At 66.0% G+C, this 22,688-nt stretch carries 22 protein-coding genes and 1 pseudogene; 10 read left to right on the forward strand and 13 right to left on the reverse strand.

Going from position 1 to position 22,688, the window contains the following annotated elements; all coding sequences use genetic code 11:
• Positions 1-377: 377 nt before the first annotated feature.
• The gene (locus tag QFZ54_RS01400) at positions 378-1,556 is read right to left on the reverse strand and encodes an acetyl-CoA C-acyltransferase (RefSeq protein WP_307083713.1); all 1,179 of its coding nucleotides are present in this window, start codon (positions 1,554-1,556) and stop codon (positions 378-380) included.
• A gap of 64 nt (positions 1,557-1,620) precedes the next feature.
• The gene (locus QFZ54_RS01405) at positions 1,621-2,073 is read right to left on the reverse strand and encodes a MaoC family dehydratase (RefSeq protein ID WP_373458573.1); all 453 of its coding nucleotides are present in this window, start codon (positions 2,071-2,073) and stop codon (positions 1,621-1,623) included.
• A 157-nt stretch (positions 2,074-2,230) separates the two neighbouring features.
• On the opposite strand from QFZ54_RS01405, the gene putA reads away from it, so the two are divergent.
• The gene (gene putA / locus QFZ54_RS01410; RefSeq protein WP_373458574.1) at positions 2,231-5,278 is read left to right on the forward strand and encodes a bifunctional proline dehydrogenase/L-glutamate gamma-semialdehyde dehydrogenase PutA; all 3,048 of its coding nucleotides are present in this window, start codon (positions 2,231-2,233) and stop codon (positions 5,276-5,278) included.
• Positions 5,279-5,517: 239 nt separating this feature from the next.
• Here the strand turns inward: putA and QFZ54_RS01415 are convergent, their stop codons facing one another.
• Together QFZ54_RS01415 and QFZ54_RS01420 are read right to left on the reverse strand one after the other, a co-directional pair.
• A complete protein-coding gene (locus QFZ54_RS01415; RefSeq protein WP_307083718.1) occupies positions 5,518-6,690 on the reverse strand; it encodes a mechanosensitive ion channel family protein in 1,173 nt (390 codons plus the stop codon).
• 11 nt (positions 6,691-6,701) lie between these two features.
• Positions 6,702-7,670, reverse strand: coding sequence for a DNA topoisomerase IB (locus QFZ54_RS01420; RefSeq protein WP_307089207.1), 969 nt, complete (start codon positions 7,668-7,670; stop codon positions 6,702-6,704).
• A gap of 162 nt (positions 7,671-7,832) precedes the next feature.
• On the opposite strand from QFZ54_RS01420, the gene QFZ54_RS01425 reads away from it, so the two are divergent.
• The 4 genes and pseudogenes from QFZ54_RS01425 (at position 7,833) to QFZ54_RS01440 (ending at position 12,300) form a co-directional block, all read left to right on the forward strand.
• Entirely contained in the window at positions 7,833-8,396 is a 564-nt protein-coding gene (locus QFZ54_RS01425; RefSeq protein ID WP_307083720.1) for a type 1 glutamine amidotransferase domain-containing protein, read from the forward strand.
• A 486-nt stretch (positions 8,397-8,882) separates the two neighbouring features.
• Positions 8,883-9,684, forward strand: a pseudogene (locus tag QFZ54_RS01430) (glycosyltransferase).
• A complete protein-coding gene (locus tag QFZ54_RS01435) occupies positions 9,684-10,481 on the forward strand; it encodes a hypothetical protein (protein ID WP_307083723.1) in 798 nt (265 codons plus the stop codon). The pseudogene QFZ54_RS01430 and the gene QFZ54_RS01435 overlap by 1 nt, the downstream one beginning before the upstream one ends.
• A gap of 250 nt (positions 10,482-10,731) precedes the next feature.
• Entirely contained in the window at positions 10,732-12,300 is a 1,569-nt protein-coding gene (locus tag QFZ54_RS01440; protein ID WP_307083725.1) for a spinster family MFS transporter, read from the forward strand.
• Positions 12,301-12,630: 330 nt separating this feature from the next.
• On the opposite strand, the gene QFZ54_RS01445 is transcribed toward QFZ54_RS01440, so the two are convergent.
• Both QFZ54_RS01445 and thpR read right to left on the reverse strand, forming a co-directional pair.
• Positions 12,631-13,167, reverse strand: coding sequence for a superoxide dismutase family protein (locus tag QFZ54_RS01445; protein ID WP_307083727.1), 537 nt, complete (start codon positions 13,165-13,167; stop codon positions 12,631-12,633).
• 44 nt (positions 13,168-13,211) lie between these two features.
• Complete coding sequence (thpR, locus tag QFZ54_RS01450; RefSeq protein ID WP_307083729.1) at positions 13,212-13,769, reverse strand: RNA 2',3'-cyclic phosphodiesterase; 558 nt, start codon at positions 13,767-13,769, stop codon at positions 13,212-13,214.
• 121 nt (positions 13,770-13,890) lie between these two features.
• On the opposite strand from thpR, the gene QFZ54_RS01455 reads away from it, so the two are divergent.
• The 5 genes from QFZ54_RS01455 (at position 13,891) to QFZ54_RS01475 (ending at position 17,156) form a co-directional block, all read left to right on the forward strand.
• Positions 13,891-14,640: a Bax inhibitor-1/YccA family protein gene (locus QFZ54_RS01455; protein WP_307083731.1), complete on the forward strand. Its 750-nt coding sequence runs from the start codon at positions 13,891-13,893 to the stop codon at positions 14,638-14,640.
• Between the two features lie 88 nt (positions 14,641-14,728).
• Complete coding sequence (locus QFZ54_RS01460; RefSeq protein ID WP_307083733.1) at positions 14,729-15,508, forward strand: transglutaminase-like domain-containing protein; 780 nt, start codon at positions 14,729-14,731, stop codon at positions 15,506-15,508.
• Between the two features lie 170 nt (positions 15,509-15,678).
• Complete coding sequence (locus tag QFZ54_RS01465; RefSeq protein WP_307083735.1) at positions 15,679-15,810, forward strand: hypothetical protein; 132 nt, start codon at positions 15,679-15,681, stop codon at positions 15,808-15,810.
• 258 nt (positions 15,811-16,068) lie between these two features.
• On the forward strand, positions 16,069-16,368 hold the full coding sequence (locus QFZ54_RS01470) for a hypothetical protein (RefSeq protein WP_307083737.1): 300 nt from the start codon (positions 16,069-16,071) through the stop codon (positions 16,366-16,368).
• A gap of 233 nt (positions 16,369-16,601) precedes the next feature.
• A complete protein-coding gene (locus tag QFZ54_RS01475) occupies positions 16,602-17,156 on the forward strand; it encodes a hypothetical protein (RefSeq protein WP_307083739.1) in 555 nt (184 codons plus the stop codon).
• Positions 17,157-17,318: 162 nt separating this feature from the next.
• Here the strand turns inward: QFZ54_RS01475 and QFZ54_RS01480 are convergent, their stop codons facing one another.
• From QFZ54_RS01480 to QFZ54_RS01510, 7 genes are all read right to left on the reverse strand, one after another.
• Entirely contained in the window at positions 17,319-18,047 is a 729-nt protein-coding gene (locus tag QFZ54_RS01480; protein WP_307083741.1) for an extensin-like domain-containing protein, read from the reverse strand.
• Positions 18,047-18,814, reverse strand: coding sequence for an NUDIX hydrolase (locus QFZ54_RS01485; RefSeq protein ID WP_307083743.1), 768 nt, complete (start codon positions 18,812-18,814; stop codon positions 18,047-18,049). Before QFZ54_RS01485 ends, QFZ54_RS01480 begins: the two co-directional genes overlap by 1 nt.
• A gap of 42 nt (positions 18,815-18,856) precedes the next feature.
• Positions 18,857-19,831 carry an FAD:protein FMN transferase gene (locus QFZ54_RS01490; RefSeq protein WP_373458410.1) on the reverse strand — a complete coding sequence of 325 codons (975 nt, stop codon included), beginning with the start codon at positions 19,829-19,831 and terminating at the stop codon, positions 18,857-18,859.
• A gap of 10 nt (positions 19,832-19,841) precedes the next feature.
• Positions 19,842-20,681 (reverse strand): DUF4198 domain-containing protein, encoded by an 840-nt coding sequence (locus tag QFZ54_RS01495; protein ID WP_307083745.1) that lies wholly within the window; start codon positions 20,679-20,681, stop codon positions 19,842-19,844.
• A gap of 10 nt (positions 20,682-20,691) precedes the next feature.
• The gene (locus QFZ54_RS01500; protein WP_307083746.1) at positions 20,692-21,186 is read right to left on the reverse strand and encodes a DUF2271 domain-containing protein; all 495 of its coding nucleotides are present in this window, start codon (positions 21,184-21,186) and stop codon (positions 20,692-20,694) included.
• 11 nt (positions 21,187-21,197) lie between these two features.
• The gene (locus QFZ54_RS01505; RefSeq protein WP_307083748.1) at positions 21,198-21,854 is read right to left on the reverse strand and encodes a PepSY-associated TM helix domain-containing protein; all 657 of its coding nucleotides are present in this window, start codon (positions 21,852-21,854) and stop codon (positions 21,198-21,200) included.
• Positions 21,855-22,018: 164 nt separating this feature from the next.
• Entirely contained in the window at positions 22,019-22,303 is a 285-nt protein-coding gene (locus QFZ54_RS01510) for a hypothetical protein (protein ID WP_307083750.1), read from the reverse strand.
• Positions 22,304-22,688: the final 385 nt, after the last annotated feature.

Consider the following 22,688-nt stretch of genomic DNA (forward strand, 5'->3'; position numbering starts at 1 on the left):
ATTGGCTTGGATTGCCACTGAGAACGGGCGGGGCGGGGGTTGGTTGCGCGTACCGTTACGCGATGCCGCTTGGTGAAAGCGTGTGGAGGGCGCCATGATAGCGACGGCAGTAGTTCTGCTGCCGAACAAGAAAGGTAAGGTGTATGCAACTTGCCGATCTGTCCTTGATCCTCGGCATGCTCTTCGCCTTCGCGACTCTGGTCGTGAAGATCATCGAAGTGTCACGCAAAGGCTAGGTGCACGGGAGGGGCTCGATCTAGCAGTCGAGTCCCAAACGTATTGAGCCCCGGCCGCTAGCACGACCGAGGCCCAGACACGAAAGGCGGTGTATGCAACGCCGATACAGTACATGCGCTACACCGGTGTGGATTTCAAGATCACAGCACTTCGAACAACCCGGCTGCACCCATGCCGCCGCCGACGCACATCGTCACCACGACATATTTCGCACCGCGACGCTTGCCTTCGATCAGCGCGTGGCCGGTCGCGCGCGCGCCGGTCATGCCGTAGGGGTGGCCGATCGAGATGGCGCCGCCGCTGACGTTGAGCAGCTCGTCGGGGATGCCGAGGTTGTCGCGGCAATAGAGGACCTGCACCGCGAACGCCTCGTTCAGTTCCCACAAGCCGATATCGTCCATCTTCAGGCCGAAGCGCTTGAGCAGCTTGGGGATCGCCACGACGGGGCCGATGCCCATCTCGTCGGGCTCGGTGCCGCCGACTGCCATGCCGACATAGCGGCCGAGTGGCTGGAGACCGCGCTGCGAGGCGATCTTCTCTTCCATCAGCACCGAGGACGACGAGCCGTCGGAGAGCTGCGAGGCGTTGCCGGCGGTGATCGTGAAGTCTGGGCCCATCACGGGCTTCAGCGACTGGAGGCCTTCGAGTGTGGTATCGGCGCGGTTGCCCTCGTCCTTGGTGATCGTCACGTCCTTGTACGTGACTTCCTTAGTCGCCTTGTCGACGATGGCCATGTTGGCGTCGACGGGGATGATCTCGGCGTCGAAATAGCCGGCGGCTTGCGCGGCGGCGGTGCGTTGCTGCGACTGGAGCCCGTAGGCGTCCATCGCGTCGCGGCTGATGCCGTAGCGCTTGGCGACGACTTCGGCGGTCTGCAGCATCGGCATGTAGACGTCCTTGTGCATCGCGATAAGCTGGGGATCGGGCGCGACGCGCATCTGCGGGGTCTGGACGAGGCTGATGCTCTCGACGCCGCCGCCGATCGTGATGTCCATGTTGTCGGTGATGATCTGCTTGGCAGCGGTGGCGATCGCCATCAGGCCCGACGCGCACTGGCGGTCGACCGACATGCCCGAGACGGTGACCGGGAGCCCGGCGCGCAGCAAGGACGTACGGGCGATGTTGCCGGCCTGGTGACCCTGCTGGAGCGCGCAGCCGAAGACGACGTCGTCGACTTCGGCGCCGTCGATGCCGGCACGCTCGACCGCGGCCTTGATCGAATGCGACGCGAGGGTGGGCGCCGGGGTGTTGTTGAAGCCACCGCGATAGGCGCGGCCGATGGGGGTGCGGGCGGTAGAGACAATGACGGCTGAGCGCATGATAAACCTCTCGAAAAGCAGACGAATGTGGAAAGAAGATTAGGCCGGGTTAGGCCAAGATCGGTTACTCGGCGGAAGCTGGGGCGACGAAGACCTGACTAAGCCATTCGGCGATCAGGGCTGGCTTGTCCTGGCCCTCGATCTCTACGGTGAACTCCATCGATTGCTGCCACTGGCCTGGCTTTTTTTCGTTGAAACTCAATAGCTTGAACCGCCCCCGGACCTTGCTGCCGGACCGGACGGGGCTGAGGAAGCGAACCTTTTCGCCGCCGTAGTTCACGCCCATTATCGCGCCCTCGATCTGCGGCGCGTCTGGCACCTTCGACGACAATAGCGGCATCAGCGACAGCGTCAGGAAGCCGTGCGCGATCGTGCTGCCGAACGGGGTCTGCGCCGCGCGGACCGGATCGATGTGGATGAACTGGTGATCGCCGGTCGCGTCGGCGAATTTGTCGATCATGGCCTGCGTGACCTCGACCCAGTCGGAAACCGTCTCGGTGCCGATGCGCTGCTGCATCTGCGCGGTGGTGATCGTCGCCACGGCATTCCCCTCAAAGCTCATTTGGCGCTAAGCGCTGAAATGTCTCTAGGCGTACAGGCGAGCGGACCGCAAGCCTCACCCAACCGGAAGCTGGAAAATGTCGACTGCCGTAACGTCCAATGCCCGTGATATCATGGCGAAGCTGTACCGCGCGAGCGAACCCGATGTTCTAAAACCGTTGCTGGACCGCGCCGCGCTCGATTCGGATTCGCGCGAGCGGGTGATGGGGCATGCACTGGGGCTGCTCGCGGACCTGCGGGCGGCGCAGAGCAAGGGCTGGGTGAACCAGTTCCTCCAGGAATATCGGCTTAATTCGTCGGAAGGCGTCGCGTTGCTGTCGCTGGCGGAGGCGTTCCTGCGCGTGCCCGATCCGGAGACGGCGGATTTGCTGATCGCGGACAAGCTGGGCGATGCCGATTGGCGCGCGCACGCGGGGAAATCGAACTCGAAGCTCGTCAATTCGGCGACCTGGGGGCTGGTGGTCGGCCGCGTACTGGTGGGCGAAGGGTCGACCGGGCCGCTGCGGCGCCTGATCAGCCGCGCGGGCGAGCCGTTCGTGCGGCAGGCGGTCGGCGCGGCGATGAAGATGATGGGCGAGATCTTCGTGATGGGCCGGACCATCGACGAGGCGATGAAGCGGATGCGTCGCCCGGAGAACAAGGGCTTTACGGCGAGCTTCGACATGCTCGGCGAGGCGGCGCGGACGCATGCCGATGCGCAGCGATACTTCCAGGCGTATGTCGGTGCGGTCGATGCGGTCGGGCGCGATCCGGCGGCGGGGCACTCGATCTCGGTCAAGCTGTCGGCGCTGCACCCGCGCTACGAGGTGGCGCGGTGGAGCGAGTGCGTGCCCGCGCTGACCGAGATGCTGGAGGCGCTGGCGGTGCAGGCGGCGTCGAAGGGCATCGCGCTGACCGTCGACGCGGAGGAATCCGAGCGGCTGGAGATGAGTCTGGACATCATTGGCGCGGTCGCTGGGCTGCCGTCGCTGAAGGGCTGGGACGGGTTCGGCATGGCGGTGCAGGCTTATGGCAAGCGCGCGCGGCCGGTAATCGAGTGGGCGAACGGGCTGGACCGCGTGATGAACGTGCGGCTGGTGAAGGGCGCGTATTGGGATAGCGAGATCAAGCGGACGCAGGTCGAGGGGCTGGCGGACTATCCGCTGTTCACGCGCAAGGCGGCGACCGACGTGTCGTATCTGGCGGTCGCGAAGGACATGCTGGCGGCCGAGAATATCCGGCCGGCGTTTGCGAGCCACAATGCGCTGACGGTCGCGACGATCATGGAGTGGGCGGGGAACTCGCGCGATTTCGAGTTCCAGCGGCTGCACGGGATGGGTGACGGGCTGTACGAGCGGCTGGTGCAGGAGAATGGGTATCATTGCCGGGTTTATGCGCCGGTCGGGGGGCATCGTGATCTGCTGGCGTATCTGGTTCGGCGGTTGCTGGAGAATGGGGCGAATTCCAGCTTCGTGCATCAGTTGGCGGACGAGCGGCTGACCGAGGCTGAGATTCTGGCGGATCCGGTGGCGAAGATCGCTGCGGTCGGGGGGAAGCGGCATCCTAGCATTCCGTTGCCAGTGGATCTTTTCGGGGCTGGGGGACACCGGAATTCTGCCGGGTTGGATTTGAGTGATGTGGGGACGCTTGAGACGACGGTGCGGGCCGTCAATTCCCCCCTCCCGCATGCGGGAGGGGCCGGGGGTGGGCTCGCGCTATCGTCGTCGGCTACGGTCGGTGATGAGCGGCCGGTCGCAAGCGTTGCGTTCAATGGTGAGCGCGTGCCCACCCCTAGCCCCTCCCGCACGCGGGAGGGGGATCAGGTTGCGGCTGCAATCACCCGCGCGCATGCGGCGTTTCCGGCTTGGTCGCGGACGCCGGTGGATGATCGGGCAGCCTGTCTGGAACGGCTCGCCGACCTGCTAGAGAAGCACCGCGACGAGCTGATGGCGATCTGCGTGCAGGAGGCGTTCAAGACGATCGCGGATGCGATCGGCGAAGTGCGTGAGGCGGCCGATTTCTGTCGCTATTATGCGCAGCAGGCGCGGACGAACCTCCAGGCGATCGAGTTGCCGGGGCCGACCGGCGAGCGCAACATGCTGCATATCGAGGGCCGCGGTGTCTGGGCGACGATCGCGCCGTGGAACTTCCCGTTGGCGATCTTCCTCGGCCAGACGGTGGCGGCGCTCGTGACGGGCAACAGCGTGGTCGCCAAGCCTGCGCCGCAGACGCCGCGGATCGCCGCGCTTGCGGTTGCGCTGGCGCATGAGGCCGGGGTGCCGGCCGACGTGCTGATCCTCGTGACCGGTGGTACCGAGGTCGGCGCCGCGCTGACCGCGGACGTGCGGATCCAGGGGGTCGCGTTCACCGGATCGACCGCGACCGCGCGCAAGATCGCGCGGGCGCTGCTCGACGACGACACGCGGCCGATCGTGCCGCTGATTGCCGAGACGGGCGGGATCAATGCGATGATCGTCGATTCCACCGCGCTGCCCGAGCAGGTGGTGGCGGACGTGATCGCGTCGTCGTTCCGGTCGGCGGGACAGCGTTGTTCGGCGTTGCGGCTGCTGCTGGTGCAGGAGGATATCGCGGACGGCGTGATCGAGATGCTGTCAGGCGCGATGGAGACGCTGCGGATCGGGCGTTCGGGCGATCCCGCGACCGATGTCGGGCCGGTGATCGACCAGGCTGCGTACGACAAGCTGATGGCGTACCGTGAGAGCGTGCGCGGGCAGTGGCTGAAGACGCTCGACGTGCCGACGGATGGGCTGTTCGTGCCGCCGACATTGGTACGGATCGGTGCGATCGAGGATCTGAACCAGGAGTGGTTCGGGCCGATCCTGCATGTCGCGACGTGGGAGGCGGGCAGGCTCAGTGAGACAATCGCCCGGGTCAACGCCAAGGGCTATGGCCTGACGATGGGGCTGCACAGCCGCATCGCGCGCGCGGCGGAAGTGATCGAGGCCGAGGCTGCGGTAGGGAATCTGTATATCAACCGGTCGATGATCGGCGCGGTGGTCGGGTCGCAGCCGTTCGGAGGCGAGGGGCTTTCGGGGACCGGGCCTAAGGCTGGCGGGCCGCGGTATCTGTACCGGTTCTGTGCGGAGCGGGCGGTTTCGGTGGATACGACGTCTGCTGGGGGGAATGCGACGTTGTTGTCGTTGGATGAGGGCGGGATTTAGGGTTCATTACTCGAGCACTTCTCTCCTTTCCTGTCATTCCCGCGAAGGCGGGAACCCATACTGGCTGGCCGCGAGGCTAATCGCGACGCCTTGCGTATATGGGTCCCCGCCTCCGCGGGGATGACGACGGGAACGGATATATGGAAGGGCTTGCACGCTGTTCTCCCGCGAAAGCGGGAGTCCAGGGTTCCAAGGGACTATGTTTGTGACCCTGGGCCCCTGCTTTCGCAAGGGAACGATCAGGTAGGCGTTGCTTCTGCGTCCGACCGTCGCTCTTCCGGATACGGCATCACCATAGACCCGTCCGGTGCGGCCATCATGTTGACCTGCGTCGGGAAGGCGATCTCGATCTTTTCGTCGTTGAGGCGCTTCAGGATCGCGATCCCCACCGCCGTGCGGCCGTCGTAGAAGCTCCCATAATCCGGCCCCTTGCTGTCGAACTGCACTTCGAAATCGAGGCTCGAAGCGCCAAACCCCGTGAACCCGGCACGGATGAAGATCTTGTCGTTGGCTTCGACGATCTCCTTCAGCATCGCGGGGATGCGCGAGCACACTTCCGGCGGCGTCGAATACGTGACGCCGATGAGGAATTTCGCGCGGCGGTGGTTGCGCTGCGTGTTGTTGAGGATCTCCTTGTTGAGGATGTTCTTGTTCGAGATCACGCGCTCCTCGCCGTCGATGCCGCGGATGCGTGTCGATTTGAGGCCGATCGCCTCGACGCTGCCCGAGGCGGTGTCGTAGCTGATCGAGTCGCCGCGGCGGAAGGGGCGGTCGAAGATGATCGCGAGCGCGGCGAACAGGTCGGCGAAGATGCCTTGCGCCGCCAACCCAATCGCGATGCCGCCGACGCCGAGGCCCGCCACCAGGCCAGTGACGTTGACGCCGAGATTGTCGAGCACCACCACCAGCGCGACCGCGAAGACCACGAAGGTGACGAGCAGGCGGATCAGGCCCATCGCCGAGAGCAACGCCTCGCCCGAATAATGTTCGGATTGCGTACGGTGTTCGATCGCGCCGAGGATGATCTCGCGGACCCAAACGGCCGCCTGCATCACGGCGGCGACGGTGAAGAGGAAGTTGATCGTCGTTGCGACTTCGCCGGGCGCGGCCGAGTAGCCCGCGACCAGCTTGGCCGCGAGCATCACGATGAAGAAATTGCCGGTCCGCGCGATCGCCTTGCCGACCACGATTCCCCAGCCGTTGAGCGCACGCGGGCGCTCGCACAGCTTGCTGCCGAACCGGCGCGCGGTGTGAAGGACGATGACGATGACCGCGCCGATTCCGAACGCGATCAGGATCTGGAGCCAGTATGCCTGGACCCAGGCGATGCTGGCGGTGACGAAGCCCTGGGCGTGATCGCCGACGTCGCTGGCGTCGAAGATCGGTTGCTTGGCGGCGGTAGTGTTGGTCATGGGAATACTCGTCAGGCCGCTTTGGCGCGAGGGGGTGCGATGATCGCGGTCGGGCAGGCGCCGGCTTCGAGGAACGCGATCAGGCCGCATTCCGCACGGCTGAGATAGCGCTTGGAGCGCGGAAGGCGGAGCGCCTGGCGGAAGGTCGACTGACCCGTCTTCACCAGTGCGATGAGCGACGGGTGGACATAGCTTTTGCGCGCGATCGCGTGCGTGTTGCCGAGCCGCGCGACCACCGGTTCCAGCATCGACTTGAGGCTGAGGTCGCGTTCGGCCGACGCAAGTGCTTCGAAAGCGGCGACGCTGGCGGCCCAGGTGCGGAAGTTCTTGGCGGTAAAGTCGGTGCCGGTGACATCGCGGATGTAGCAGTTCACGTCGGTCGAGGTGACCGGGTGCGCGACGCCGGCATCGTCGAGCCATGCGAACAGATGCTGCTCGTCGAGGTCCTGGCATTTTTTGACGAAGCTGCTGAGCGACCGATCGGTGATCTTGAGCGTCCGCATCTTGCCGGACTTGCCCTTGTACTGGAGCTTCAACGTCGCGGCCTTCACCTCGCCGTGGCGTTTGCGGAGCGTGGTCGCGCCGAAGCTCTCGTTCGCTTCGGCATAGGCTTCGTTGCCGATGCGGATGTGACCGCCGTCGAGCAGGCGGATCACGGCGGCGACCGCGCGTTCGCGGGTCAGCGAGCGTTTGCGGAGGTCGGCCTCGACCGCCTTGCGGATCTTGGGGAGGGCGTGGCCGAAATCGGCGCAGCGCTCGTATTTGGCGGCCTCCTGCGCTTCGCGGAAACCGATATGATAGCGGTACTGCTTGCGGCCCTTCTCGTCCCAACCGACCGCCTGGATATGGCCGTTGGGCTTTGGGCAGAACCACGCGTCGCGGTAGGCGGGGGGCAAGCCGATCGCGTTCAGCCGGTCGATCTCGTCGCGGTCGGTGATCCTCTCACCCTTCGCATCCCAATAGCCCCAGCCGTTCCGCATCTTCTTGCGGGTGATGCCGGGCTTGGAATCGTCGGAATACACGATCTTGGTGGGCAATGCGGTGGTCCTTCCGGTCTCGAAATGTTCGGGGGCACGCATCGTTCCGGAACGACCCGCGCGACGCGGGGTTGAGGGGGCACGGGATTTCACTGGAGACATGACATGGCCGATCTTTCCCAAGCTCGCGTATTGATGCTCGCTGCCGACGGTTTCGAGACCGTCGAGCTGTTCGAACCGCGCAAGGCACTGGAGGCGGCGGGTGCGAAGGTGCAGCTCGCCTCGATCAAGATGGATCCGATCCAGGGCATGAAGGGCGATATCAACAAGGCCGAGACCGCAACGCCCGACCTGACGCTCGACGAGGTCGATACGGACGATTACGACGCGCTGGTGCTGCCGGGCGGCGTCGCCAATCCCGACACGATGCGCCAGCAGGAGCGCGCGATCGAGATCATCACCGAGTTCATGGAGGACGGCAAGATCGTCGCCGCGATCTGCCATGCGCCGTGGTTGCTGGCCGAGGCGGACGTGATCGATGGCCGGCGGCTGACGAGCTATCCCTCGATCCGGACGGACCTGGAGAATGCGGGCGCGGATGTCGTGGACGAGGAGGTCGTGGTTGACGCCAATTTGATCACCAGCCGCAAGCCGGACGACATCCCCGCGTTCAACAAGGCGATCATCCAAGCGCTGGAAGAAGAACTGGCAGACGAACCGGTCGATTGATTTCTGAGGCCGGCTCATCCTTCCTTGTTCACCCGCGAAGGCGGGTGCCCAGACTGGGTCCCCGCCTTCGCGGGGAAACAGGGAGGGGGCGGGCTCCGGGCCTAGCTCTCTCTCTCCGTTTACACCTTGAACGACCAACTGTTGATCCAGCGTTGGGCCGGGCGTTTCAGCGCGTGGTACAGGGCGATCGATGCGGCGAGCACGATCGTCAGGAACACAACCATCGTTATGGGTACGACAGGGCCCGTATCGTGCACAAAGGCGAGCTTTCTCGGCGGGGGCGCGCTTCTTTTCAGTCGCGGGGGCTCGGCTCGCGGTCGAGGTCGGGGCGCTTCAGCAACAGGAGCGCGGCGAGAATCATCAACCCGTGGCTGAGGCCGAGCGCGAGATTGTCGATCATAGGTACGGCCTCCGTCCTGGTGGATCTGTCTCCAGGTAAAGTCGGTTGACGCGCCGTTAAGCGATCTGTGGCAGACGGCGTGCACGATGCGTATCCTTCATGTCCTCGATTACGGCCTACCGCTGCAAAGTGGCTACACACTCCGTACGCGCGCGATCCTCAAGGCGCAGGAGGGGCTTGGCTGGACCGTCGCGGCGGTCAGCGGCCCGCGCACGGCGTCGCGCCTGCGTCGGTCGAATCGGCCGACGGTCTGACCTTCCATCGGACGGCAGCGGGCGTGAAGCCGGGGCCGGTCGGCGAGGTCGTCGGTATCGCGGCGTTCGCCAAGCGGATCGAAGCCGCGGTCGATGCCTTCAAGCCCGACATTCTCCACGCGCATTCGCCGGTGATCGCCGCGCTCGCCGCGCTGATCGTGCGCAAACGGAAGCTGCCGCTGGTGTACGAGGTCCGCGCATTCTGGGAGGATGCGGCGGTCGGCAACGGGACGGGGACGGCAACCTCGATGCGCTACCGTGTCAGGAGGTCGAGCGCTATTACGGGCTGGTCGACATCCTCGCCTATCCGCGCAAACGCATGCGTCTGACCGACCTGGTCACCCCGCTGAAGCCGCTGGAGGCGATGGCGCAGGGGCGGCTGGTCGCGGCGTCGGACGTCGGCGAGCACCGCGAACTGATCCGCGACGGCGATACCGGCACGCTGTTTCCGCCCGACGATCCACCGGCGATTGCGACCGCGTTGGCCAGAATGTTCGCGGACCGCTCGGGTTGGGAGGAACGGCGTGCGCGGGGGCGTGCTTTCGTGCAGGAAGAGCGTAACTGGTCTTCGAACATTCTGCGGTATGGACCGGTCTACCAGCGGCTGATCTCGGCCTCGACATGGGAAGATTGATGGTCGCGTTCGTTCACCGTTCCAGTCGGCAGCAAATGCTGCGCTCGCTGCCGCTCTACGGCGCGGCGGCCGGTGGCCTGATCGCGGCGGTCGTCGTCCTGGTGATATCCACGGCGGCCTTGGAAGCCTTGGTCTGGACCACGGGTGTCGCCGCGCTGATTCCGATGGCGGCGCCACCGCTGGGGATGACGGCGCATGTCTTGCTCGCACTGGGAAGCGGCGTGATGGTAGGCGCGGTGCTCTGGTCGTCGCTGTACCTGCTGTTCGGACCGGGTGGTCCGTTTGCGAAGTGTCCGCGGCGCGAGGACGGCGTTCCCGTGATCCGCCGCGCCGACGCGCATCCCGACGCCCCGCCGCGCAAGCCGATGTCGGCCGCCGATCTGGGGACGCCGATGATGGAGGTCGGGGTCGGCGGCGGGGGCGGCGCGCGCGACGAGCGGACGATCCCGGCCGATCTCGACCAGCCGCTCGCCGCGTTCGATCCGAACGCGATCCGGCCGGTGCCGATGGAGCCGGTGCGACCGATCACGCCGTTGGCCCAGGCGACGACACTGGCGCCGGTCATCGACGCTTCGCCGGCCGCGGAGCCCGAGACGTTCGTGACGGCTCCGCTGGTGGAGGCGGTCGAGCAGCGGGTCGTCGTGGCTTGCGAGCCGGTGGCGGACGTGAGTGCGCCGACACCGATCCCCCGGCCGCCGCGTGCTCCCGTCGAACCTAGCACGCCGGCGACGATCGAGACGCTGTTGCAGCGTCTCGAACAGGGTGCCCGACGTCGCGGGCGCATCGGGTCGCACTGAGGTGGAAGCGCACCGCTTTCCAAGGGGCGGGCGAAACTGCTTCCCTCCCTGAAAGGGAGGGGCTGGGGGTGGGTAGGCCGGCTTTTGTCACCGTCGGACGGACATGAGGAAGCCGACCCACCCCCAACCCCTCCCTTCCAGGGAGGGGCGAAGACTTGGCCTGCTCCGGCGTACCCGACACTGCCGAAAGCACTGTTTCTCTCTTCATACCTTTGATACCCATAGCTCGAAAAGCATCGGGGGAGGGATCATGGCGAACGCCGAAACCATCATGGGCGAGCCGGAGAAAGGTGCATCGCGCTATGCGTGGTACGTGCTGTCGATCCTGTTCCTCGTTTATGTCCTGAACTTTGTCGACCGGCAGATCATCTCGATCCTGGCGGAGGACATAAAGCGCGACTTGGGGCTCAAGGACCAGGATCTCGGCTTCTTGTACGGTACCGCGTTCGGCGTGTTCTATTCGTTGTTCGGTATTCCGCTCGGTCGGCTGGCGGACAATTGGCACCGGGTGAGGCTGATGACGATCGGGTTGTCGCTGTGGTCGGTGATGACGGCTCTGTCGGGGTTCTCCAAGACCGGCGGGCATCTCGCCGCCGCGCGGATCGGCGTCGGCATCGGCGAGGCGACCGCGAGTCCGTCGGCCTATTCGATCATCTCCGATTATTTCCCGAAGCGGCTGCGGGCGACGGCGTTGTCGATCTATTCCGCCGGATTGTACGTCGGCGGCGGCTGCTCGCTCTTCATCGGCGGGCTGATCGTGCAGGGCTGGAACCGCGCCTATCCGGGGGGCGGGCCGCTCGGACTGGTCGGCTGGCAGGCGGCGTTCATGGCGGTCGGACTTCCGGGGCTGCTACTCGCCGTCTGGATCGCGACGCTGAAGGAACCGATCCGCGGACTGGTCGAGGGACTGCCCGACCCCGAGAAGCATCCCGCGCCGTTCCGTGCGTTCGGCGCCGAACTGGTGACGATCGTGCCGCCGCTCACGCTGATCGGCGCGGCGATGGGTGGCGCGCGGGCGCTCGGGTACAACCTCGTTGCGCTGGCAGTGGTGGTCGCGGCGGTGTCGGGGCTGGTCTCGGCGGGCGAGCCCTGGCCGCAATGGGTGGCGATCGGGATCGGCGTGTATGCGGTGTTCTCGTGGGCGTCGGCGCTGAAGCGGCGCGATCCGCCGACCTTCGCGCTGATCGTGGGCACGCCGGCGTTCCTCTGCACGGTGGTCGCTTATGGGCTGAACGCATTCCTCAGCTATGCCGCGAGCTTCTGGGCGGCGCCCTATGCGTTGCGCGAGCTTGGCGCGACGCCGGCGTCGGCGGGGTTCATGATCGGCAGCCTCGGCGCGACCGCGGGATTTCTCGGGCTGACGATAGGCGGGGTGGTGTCGGATCGGTTGCGGCGCGGCAACCCGGCAGGGCGGCTGTGGGTGGTGATCTTCGGCGCGGTGGTGCCGGTGCCGTTCTTGATCCTGGCCTTCACCGCGTCGTCGCCGACCGCGTTCTACACCGGCATATTCCTCGCACAGTTGACCGCGTCGTGCGCGCTGGGCGCAGCGGCGGCGACCACGCAGGACATGGTCTTGCCGAGGATGCGCGGGACGGCGACCGCGACGTTCTTCATCGGCACGACGCTGATCGGGCTGGCGCTCGGGCCGTATATGGCGGGGCGGGTGTCGACGCTGACCGGGAGCTTGTCGATCGGCATGCTTTCGCTGCTGGTGGTGACGCCGATTACTTTGGCGTGTGCGATTGCGGCGTACCGGCTGGCGCCGGGGGCCGAGGCTACGCGAGAGGAGCGCGCGCGGACGGCTGGGGAGGCGGTCTGAGCTTTGCTATCCTACCCCGCCAGGGGGAGGTGGCGCCGCAGGTGACGGAGGGGAAGGACACGCAACAGAGGTTTCCCTTTCCTCCCCCTCCGTCTGGCAAGGGCCAGCCACCTCCCCCTTGCGGGGGAGGATCGATCGGTTTGGCGGCGCGTGGCTTTCCGTTCGTGCTGAGCGAAGTCGAAGCACCTGCGCGCGGGGCTGACCCTTCGACTTCGCTCAGGGCGAACGGGGAGGGGACAGGTTGGTGCACGGGACCTGTGCTTCGATACGCGCCCTCGATACGCTTCTGCGAAGCTACTTGGTCGCTACTCAGCACGAACGGGAGGGGTGTTACCCAGCCTGGAACACCCCGCAGGCGATCCGCCCGCCGCTGTTGCCGGCGGGGTCGGTCATCAGGTCGTCCGGACCCGCATGCACCACGAAGGCCGAGCCGTCCGCATCCATCAGGCCCGCCATCGTCGCGCCGGGGATCGTGATGCCGATCGTGCCGCGACCATCCGTGCCGATGATCAGATTGGGCAGGTCGCCTTCATGCGGCCCCTGCGGGTTCATGCTGCCGTGCTTCATGCCGGTCGGGTTCCAGTGGCCGCCGGCGGTGGTGAAGTCGGGCGCGTCGCAGCGGCCGACCATGTGGATGTGCGCGCCGTGCGTGCCGGGGGGCATCGCCTTGGCGTCGAGCGTGAAGCGGAGGCCGCCCGCGACGTCGGTGGCCGTCGCGCGGCCGACGTCGGTGCCGGTCGCGGTCTGGAGCATCGCGGTGGCGCGCTGGCCGCCTGCGACGGGTGCGCCGGTCTCCATTCCAGTCTTGTCGCAGGCGGTCAGCCCGATCGTTGCCGCGCCGAGCAAAGCCAGTGTCGCAATCCGCATAGTGTCTCTCCCTGTTGATCTCTTGGCGAACCCTCTGCCGTCGCTCAGGTTCCACCCCCGGTATCGAGCGCCCAGCGTGCAACCGGTTCGTAGGTCGCGCCGTCGCGGCCGAGGTGGCTCTGGTACAGCACGAGATGGGGTAGCGGGAAGGGCGCGCTCGACAGCGCGGCATGCGTCGCCAGCCATTCGTCGACCGCGAACCCGACGCCCGCCGACCGCGCCAGCCGTGCGACCGTGATATGCGGCAGATACGCGCGATGTTCGGGCGGAAGGCCGGCACGAACGCACGCCTGATCGACCTTGCGGTGGAGCGCGGCGAGGGCGTCGTGCGGCGTCACGCCGGCCCACAAGGTATCGGTCCGCCCGCGCTTCTCGAACTTCCCGACTCCGCTCAGCGATACGCTCGGTGTAGACGCGACGACCTGGCTCAGCGCGACCGCGATATCCTCGGCGACGGGTCGTTCGACCTCGCCGACGAACCGCAGCGTCACGTGGAGGTCGTCATCGTCCTGCCAGCGCGCGGACGGCACGCCCTCCATTATGTCGAGCAAGCTCTGACGGATGGCCGGCGGCGGGCGAAGGGCGACGAAAAGGCGTATCATGATTCGCGGGAGGTAACCGCGAACCACGGCGCCGATGCAACCACTCTGCTTGAAAAACGTCCTGTAAAAGACGATATTCACCGTAACCGGCATTATGCCGGACAAAGGAGCTGATTTCACAATGGCTAATTGGTCTGACCCCCGGCCCCGTGCCGCGCCGTTCGGAACGACGGCCACGGGCCAGCGTACCGAGGCCTATGACGCTGGCCTCCGGTCGTACATGCTGTCCGTCTACAACTACATGGGCTCGGCAGTCCTGCTCACCGGCATCGTCGCGATGCTGTTCGCGATGGGTGGCAACACGTCGCCCGCCGCGCAGGTGTTTATGAACGGCGGCCCGCTGAAGTACGTCATCATGTTCTCACCGCTCGCGATCGTGTTCGGCATGAGCTTTGGCCAGAACAAGATGTCGACGGGCACGATGCAGTTGCTCTTCTGGGGCTTCGCCGTCCTGATGGGCCTGTCGATGTCGACGATCTTCCTGGTCTATAGCGGCACGTCGATCGCGGGTGCGTTCTTCGCCACCGCCGCCGGTTTTGCTGCGCTGAGCCTGTACGGCTACACCACCAAGCGCGACCTGTCGGCGTTCGGGACGTTCCTGATCATCGGCGTCGTCGGCCTGCTGGTCGCGAGCCTGATCAACATGTTCCTGCAGTCGGGCGTGATGCAGTTGGTCATCAGCGGCATCGGCGTGCTGCTGTTCGCTGGCCTAACCGCCTACGATACGCAGCGGACCAAGAGCCTGTATGCGCAGGTCGCGGGTACGGACATGGTCGGCAAGGTCGTCATCATGTCGGCGCTGAGCCTGTACCTCGACTTTATCAACATGTTCATGTTCGTGCTGCGTCTGTTTGGTAGCAGCCGCAACTAACTCCCGCTAAGGGTGTGACGAACGCAGGGCTCGGCGGGACACCGCCGGGCCCTTTTCTTTTGGTCATTGAACAGGAATGGGACGCGCAATGCGGCTCTCGATCGACGTGCGTCTGGATTACGGGATCACCGGGGACGCCGACGTGCTCCTCCAGATCGAAGCGGCGGCGATGGCCGACCAGAAGATCGAGTCCGAGTCCCTCACTTTGTGGTCCGACAGTCCGATCCGGGCGGTGCGCGGCGAGGACGGGATCGGCCAGCGCTGCTGGTCGCGCGGGCATGGCCGCTTTACCGCCGAGTATAAGGCCATCGTTGCGGTGAAGCGCGAGCGTGTGCAGCTAGAGCTGTATCCGGCGACGCCGCCGCGGATGCTTGATGGCGAGCTGACGCCGTATCTGATGCCGAGCCGCTATTGCCCGTCCGACCGCTTCGAAGGCTTCGTAGCGCGTGAGTTCGGCGGGTTGGAAGGCGGACCGCTCGCGGCGGCGCTGACCGAGTGGGTGTACCAGTCGCTCGACTATCGCTGCGGATCGAGCAGCGGCGAGACGACCGCGCTCGATACGTTCGCGTCCAGGTCCGGGGTGTGCCGCGATTATTCGCATCTGCTGGTGTCGCTCGCGCGCGCAGGGGGGATCCCTGCGCGGTGCGTGTCGGCTTACGCTCCCGGCGTCGATCCGCCCGACTTCCATGCGGTGGCGGAGCTGTGGCTGGCGGGAGACTGGCGGCTGATCGACGCGACGAAGATGGCGACATGCAGCGACATCGCCCGCGTCTGCGTCGGGCGCGACGCGACGGATATCGCGTTCATGACGGTGTTTGGGCAGGCGTATCTGTGGGAGCAGACGGTAAAGGTCACGCCGCTGGATTGAGGCGCTGCTCCCCTCCCTGGAAGGGAGGGGCAGGGGGTGGGTCGGGTTCCGCATGCTCGCACGGTCGCGGCTAAAACCGGCCGACCCACCCCCAACCCCTCCCTTTCAGGGAGGGGGGCAGGCAGGGGAACGCTCCGCCCCTTCGACGTTTGTCGCGGCTGATCGACGCGATGAAGGTGGCGACATGCAGCGACATCGCCCGCGTTTGCGTCGGGCGCGACGTGACGGACATCGCGTTTATGACGGTGTTCGGGCAGGCGTATCTCTGGGAGCAGACGGTAAAGGTCACGCCGCTGGATTGAGGCGCTGCTCCCCTCCCTGGAAGGGAGGGGCAGGGGGTGGGTCGGGTTCCGTGTGTTCGCACGGTCGTGGCTAAAGCGGGCCGACCCACCCCCGACCCCTCCCTTTCAGGGAGGGGGGCATAAAAGAGCGGACGGTGAGCGTCAGTCGATCGATCTGGTTCTCGAACCCTCTTCCTCCCGTCCAGGCAGGGGGCAGGCAGGGGAACGCTCCGCTCCTTCGACCGTTGGTCATCGCCAAGATTAAATAGGGACGTCGCAATGACCGACATAGACAAGAGCGCACTGGATAGCCTTTCGGTGGCGCCCGACGACAAGGATGCGGAGGGCAAGAGTTCGGGTCGCGATCCGCGACAGGAAGCGGGCCAGGACAAGTCGATCGCCAAGCGCCTGCAGAAGAACCCCGACAGCGCGGATGCGCGTCTCGACAACGGGCTCGACGAGTCAATGGACGGCAGCGATCCGCTTTCCGCGACGCAGCCGGGTTCAAATCGTGAGCCGGCGAAGTCGTCCGGTTACGACGAGGATGCTGAGCGCGCTCTGCGCGAAAAGCAGGCGTAATTCTCTTCTCTGCTTAACAAAAAAGCGTCGGTCGGCAACGACCGACGCTTTTTTGTTGCCCAAACGCCTCGCAAGACGATCAAATCGCTTAGTTTCGTTCGGTTCGTCGCAGCCTTGTTGCAGCGCAACAGCTTTCATGGTCGCTTGGTGTTACGGAAAGATGACGCGCAACGGGTCGTTGTAACCATCCGAGCGCCTAGTCTGCCGGTCCTTGACGAGAGCGGGGTGACGACATGGCTTCCAGAATGAAACCGGCACAGGGATCGATGACCCTCGCCGAAATGAAGGAATTCGCGGCTTTTCCGAGTTCGACGCAGCGGTACATCCGCCGGTCGCTCGACGTCGGCCTCGACCGCGAGGACGCGATGCAGCGCTGGTCCCGCGACGTGGTCGAGGCGGCGAGCATCCGGGCGCAGGCGCGGCTCTACAACAACCTCCCCGATCTTCGCGCGATGGTGCCGGACGACAGCGGGCTGAGCGCGATCGAGCCGTTCCTCGCGCCGCTGATGACGTTGGTGGCGTTCGACCTGGGGCAGGGGCGCCTGACGAGTTTTTCGGCTCTGCGCTTCCTGTACGAACGGTTGCTCGGGGCGGAAGTCCGGCCGTGGCTACCGTCGGCGTTCTGCGCGGCGGCGGCACTCCCGCATCTACACCCCGAACTGCGGCGGAAACTGCTCCAGTCGATCAGCGAAGCCGCGGCGACCGCGTCGGGCTGGTCGAACCGCCAGCCGGCGTTCTTTCCGTATTGGGTGGAGAAGGTGGATTCGGGGACGACGCTGGCGAGTTAAAATCTCGCGGGTAGCTTGGCGGACTGTCAGGGCGTCATCCACCCCGGCGAAGGCGGGGCCCAATTGGAAAGGTCGCAGTAACGATCGGCAGCCCTTTGTTTAGCCAAGTCTCCCAATTGGACCCCGGCCTTCGCCGGGGGGGGGTAACGACGGGGGATCCAATCACCGGCACGCCCGCCACCCCATCGACCCACGGTTCGCCTGATCCAAATGCAGATGATCGGCGTGTGCCGCATTATAATCCGGAGACAGCGTCGTCGCGAACACGCTGCACGCGCCGTCGCGCACCTCGCGCAGGAACGCCGCTTTGGCGTCGCCACCCTTCCAATCACGAACCACCGTAATACGCGTGCCGTCGGTCAGGCGGAAGCCGGCGATATCGACCGCGTCGGCGGTCGAGTGTTCGCTCCAGTTCCCTGCATCCCGCCCGTAGATCCGCCGGCAACTATAGCTGCCGAAATGATCGATACTCGCCACACGCGCGCCGAAATGCCGCTCGGCCGCGGGCTGGACCACGTTCCATTCCCACATCGACAGTGCCGCTGCGACGGGGCAGGCAATGCCCAACCCGGCAGGCGCAAAGGCGATCTTCCGCGCGCCGCCGGTCAGCCGCACGCCGTCGGCATAGCCGCATTGCCCCTCGCCTTTGCGTGGCGGCAACACCGTATAGCGGACGCCAGCGCGGTCGAGCAGCGCGCGGCATTGCGGGAAATCCTCGGTCAGCGCGGTGAGTTTGCGTCCCGTGAACATGCCGATAGGCTGGCCGAGATCGAGCGGCGCCCAGGGTAGATCCTGCGGTCGTCCGCGCGCCATCGACCAGAGCATCAGCGCGATCGTCGCGACGATCGCCAGTCCCACCAGCCAGCCGAGGGTTAGCCGCACCGCCCGCATCAGCCGCGCACCGCGTCCGACATCGGCTCCGACGTGACCGGATAGCCGAGATCATCGGGGATGCAGAGATGCTCGATCCCGCCGCGCGTTTCACTCCACGGCGTCACGGTCCGCACCGGATGCGCGCGCGCGTCCGCGACCGCCGCATCGAAATCGGCGAACCATGCCAACCGCTCGAGGTTGCGCCGCGTCGGAAAGATGATCGTCGCGCGCCCCGCATCCGCCTCCGCCAGCACCTGTGCCGCCGTCGCCCAGAACAGCCGCACGTTCTCGGTCGCATCGACCCGGGCTGCGGGCGCGTTGGCCGGCAATCGTGCGAGATAAAACCGCGTGTCGAAAATTCGCGCGTGCGCGTGCGCCGGACGCCAGCGTGCGAAATACTCCAGCGCGTCGAGGTCGAGGTTCGTATCGGCCGCCGCCAACGCTTCGCCGAACGCCGAACCGGCGTGAAGCGCAGCGCGCAGACGCTCGAATGCGGGGGGCAAAGGCATTGGCGACAGGCCGACGGGAAGGCCCGCTTCCTCGATGGTCTCGCGGATTGCGGCAATGCGCGCCGCAGTTTCGTCATCGGATGAACCGAGTAACGCCGCCAGCGCATGATCGCCGGGATCGACCCGACCGCCGGGGAACACGAGAGCCCCGCCCGCGAACGCCATCGCCTTGGCGCGCTCGACCATCAGCAGTTCCGGCGGGCCGCCGTCGGTATCGCGAAAGATCACGAGCGTCGCGGCGGGTATCGCCGGGGTCAGGGGAAGCGCGTCGTTCATAGCTCGGGGTAACGCGTGAGGTGGCGATCGGGTAGCGCCGTTCTAGTCGACCAGCATCGCCGTGAGTGCGGGGGAGAGATATTCGCGCGCGTCGCCGTCGATCAGCGTGACGATCCGAGCAGCAATCCGGTAGTCCCGAGCCAGCGCCAAGCCCTCTACCGGCCCCAGCACGGTAAGCGCAGTCGCCCAGGCGTCGGCGTCCAGCGCAGTCTGGTGGATCACGCTAGCGGAGACGACCTGCGTTTCGATCGGTCTGCCGGTACGCGGATCGAGCGTATGCGCGCCGCGGCGATAATCGCCCGACGTCGCAACCGCCAGGCCGTGCAGCGCGATGCGGAGCGGCGATAGCGCCAGGCCGGGTGGGCTTTCGAGGTCGACCCACCAAGGGTCGCCGTCCGGCCTGATCCCGCGTCCGACAAGCTCGCCGCCGATCTCGACCAGCGCATTGGCGATACCGGCATCGCGCAACAGGTCCGCGACCACGTCGACCGCATGGCCCTTGGCGATCCCCGACAGGTCGAGCGCGACGCCGCCGGGCTGGCGAAGATGCGCGCCGACGGGGGCGAACGTCAGCCGAGACCAGCCCGATGTGGCGCGTGCGGCTTGGATATCCGACGCATCCGGCGGTGCGGCCACGGCGATCGGACCGAACCCCCACGCATCGACCAACCTCCCGATCGCGGGATCGAACGCGCTCCGCGTCGTCCGGGCGATGGCTAGACCGCAGGCCATGACATGCGCAAAGTCCGGCGCGAGCGTGGTCCAGGTTCCGCTCGCCGACCGGTTGAAGCGCGACAGCAGCGAGTCCGGTGCCCAGTGGCTCATCTCCGCGACAAGGCCCGCAAGCCGCGCGACAATGGCAATACGGACCTGCGACGGATCGGTTCCGACGGGGGCGGCGAAGCTCGCGCGCCACGTCGTCCCCATCGTTTCGCCCCGAAGATCGAACACCGCCGCCGCCGGATCGCGCGCCGCGAACGCCGCGGGATCGATCGCCGGCGGCAACACGATCCTCAAGTGTCGTATCTCACGGCGTCAGCACTTCGAGCGTCGTGACGTAGCTCATCCGCCGCTCCGTCGCGCGCGGGGTGGTCGCCTTCGCGTCGGTCAGCGCGGCGTTCAGCCAGTACATCCCCGCAGTCGGCCAATCGACGCTCAGCACGCCGTCGGCGCCAGTGGTCAGCTCGCGCGCACCCTCGTCGTTGCGATAGCGCTTGCCGCCCGGGATCACCGTGACCTTCAGGCCGGCGGCGGGCTTGCCGTCGACCAGGAAGCGGAACTTCGCGGTCTCGCCCGCGACCAGTTCGTCGGGGTGGGTGATCGGTGCGAACTCCAGACCCTTGCCGGTCGTCTTGAACACCGTCGTGGTCGGCGCGCCGGCGGTCACGAAGATCTCGTTGCGGCCCGACACCTCGGTGACCTTCACGTCGGTCGCGTTGGCTGGGATGTCGGCGACGGTCAGCGGGGCAGGCGCGTTCGGCTGAGGCGGACCGCGGCGACCGCCGAGGCGCTTCTCGACGCCATCGACCTTAAAGCTGCCCATGACGGCCGACATCTGCGTGCCGATCTTCCACGTGCCGGGCTTGTCGAGCTTCACGTCGAACACCGAGCGATAACGCCCGGTCGCGCCATTCTGCAGCGCACCTTCGCTGCCGTCGGGCTGCCACACCTTCATGCCGTCGAGGCGGAGCGGCTGGTGATCGAAGAAGAACAGGTCGTTCGAGACCGCGGCGTCGACCGTCACCCAGCCGTCGGTGCCCGAGAAAACGGTGGCGGATGGAAGCATCCACATGCGGTGCGCCGACAGCGCGGCGGGGATCGACAACAGCGCGGCGGCGGCCATCAGGCGTGCAACTAAAGGCTTCATGATGCGCTCCTTAGCGAGCGGAAATGGCGATGGCGCCGAGTTCGGTCTTGCCCGAGGCACGACCCCCGGCGGCAAGCGGTACGGAGACGAGTTCGCGCCCGCCGGTCTCGCGTGCAGCCTCGACGTTGAGGACATATTGGCCGGGCTTGAGGTCGGCGGGCAGGGGAATGGTGTACTGGCCCGGCGTCCGCGTCGCGCCGCTGACGCCGTTGGCCGGCATCGTCAGGCTGCGGCCGCCCTTGCGCCACCACGCGCGCAGGTCGGCCAGCCACTTGGTGCCGGGATCGTTGCCGCGCTTCTTGAGGTCGTACCACACCGCCAGCGTCCGCGGCGTACCGCCACCGACCGGCTCCAGCCACACCGCGACATAAGGGCGATGATATTCGGCGACGTCGAGCCGCGGGATCGTGATCGTCACCGCACCGGGCGGCGCGGCTACGGCTGGCGACACCAGGGCGGGCGCGGTGATCGCCCCGCCGAGCAACAGGAACGCGGTAGGACGCATGGCGAAACCCCTCAATGGACGAACAGGACGGCGAGCAGAACGGGCAGAGCGAGCCCCGCGGCGACGATCGGCCAGGTCGATGGCCGGTGTCGCGCATGAAGCTGCAGCAACAGCAGCCCGGTCAGCGTGAACAGGATGCACGCGGCCGCGAAGACGTCGATGAACCAGAACCACGCCGCGCCCGCGTTGCGCCCCTTGTGCAGGTCGTTCAGATACGAGATCCAGCCGCGATCGGTCGTTTCCGCGGTGATCGCCCCGGTCGCGCGCGCGATGCTCACCCAACCGTCGCCGCCCGGCCGAGGCAACGCGACATAGGCGTCGCTATCGGACCATTCCACCGGCTTGCCCGCGGGATCGAGCCCGACCGCGGCCATGACCGCCTTGGCGACGGGAACGGGAAGCGGCGCGTCGGCACTATGCGGTGCGCTCAGCATGTGGAGCAGCGGCCGCGGCAATGTCCCACTCTTCTCCACGACGACCGGTTTCGCACCGATCGACGCGGCATGGTTGAGCGTGATCCCGGTGATCGCGAACAACAGCATCGCAGTCAGCGACAGCGCCGCACTAATCCAGTGCCAGTTGTGCAATTGCTTTAGCCACCACCCCCGCCACTTGCGTTTGCGCTTGGTATTGGTCGCAGGCGACACGGAAGTTTGGGACGAGTTCACGCGCCACCGCCTATCGGCTCGCGACAGGCATATCAAGGCTAATGAGAATAGTTAGCAAAAAAGCCGGGTAGTCCCGGTAGGCCATGACCGTCAGGCAGGCTGGGAGGAACCACCCCCAAAGCCCGCCATCGGTATCACGTCGGCGAGACGGCCGCCCCAACCGGCTAGGTGCCCGAGCTCCATATGCAATATAAGAGCACCGGAACCCCGACCACCAGGATCAACAACAGAAGATTGAGTTCCATCAACACGCTCAACCACTTCGGACTGGTCTTGCGCTCCGTCTCTGCCTCGGCCTTCGAATAGTCCTCGACTATCTCCAGCTCGAAGTCGTTCGAGAAGAAATGCTTCGGCATTGCCCTGAGGAAAGGAGGGGGCGGTAGGGTTTCGCCTTGCTGTTCGGAATCGTCCGAAGACGGGGCGTCGGATTTTAAGCTATGGTTTGCCACGATGCGGTTTCCGCTTACTCGAGATCATGGGCGCGCCGAACGCGTCCCAAAGGTCAGATCGAATAATGCCCGAACTCGAACGGCCGTGGCCGCGAGCTCGGGCTAATCCCGTGCGGCGAGTTGGCCGGCGTGGTCGCGAAAACGCTTATGTGTCGCAGGAGCGTACATGCGGTTAACATCGGGGCCCCGCGACCTAATGTCAACGCATGCAAAATTTGATCGCAACCATATTGACCTCGACCGGCGAAACCCTAGTTTGAGGGAGCGGGCCGGGCCCCTCTGGCGATCGTCTCAGCACGACCGTGATGTCGGACCGCATCGGGTTATCTCGATGCTTAGGCCTGGCCTGTTTGCCTGCTGTCATCGCGACCGATCCGATCGTTCA

The organism is Sphingomonas faeni (assembly GCF_030817315.1).
GTDB classification, from domain to species: Bacteria; Pseudomonadota; Alphaproteobacteria; order Sphingomonadales; family Sphingomonadaceae; genus Sphingomonas; species Sphingomonas faeni_C.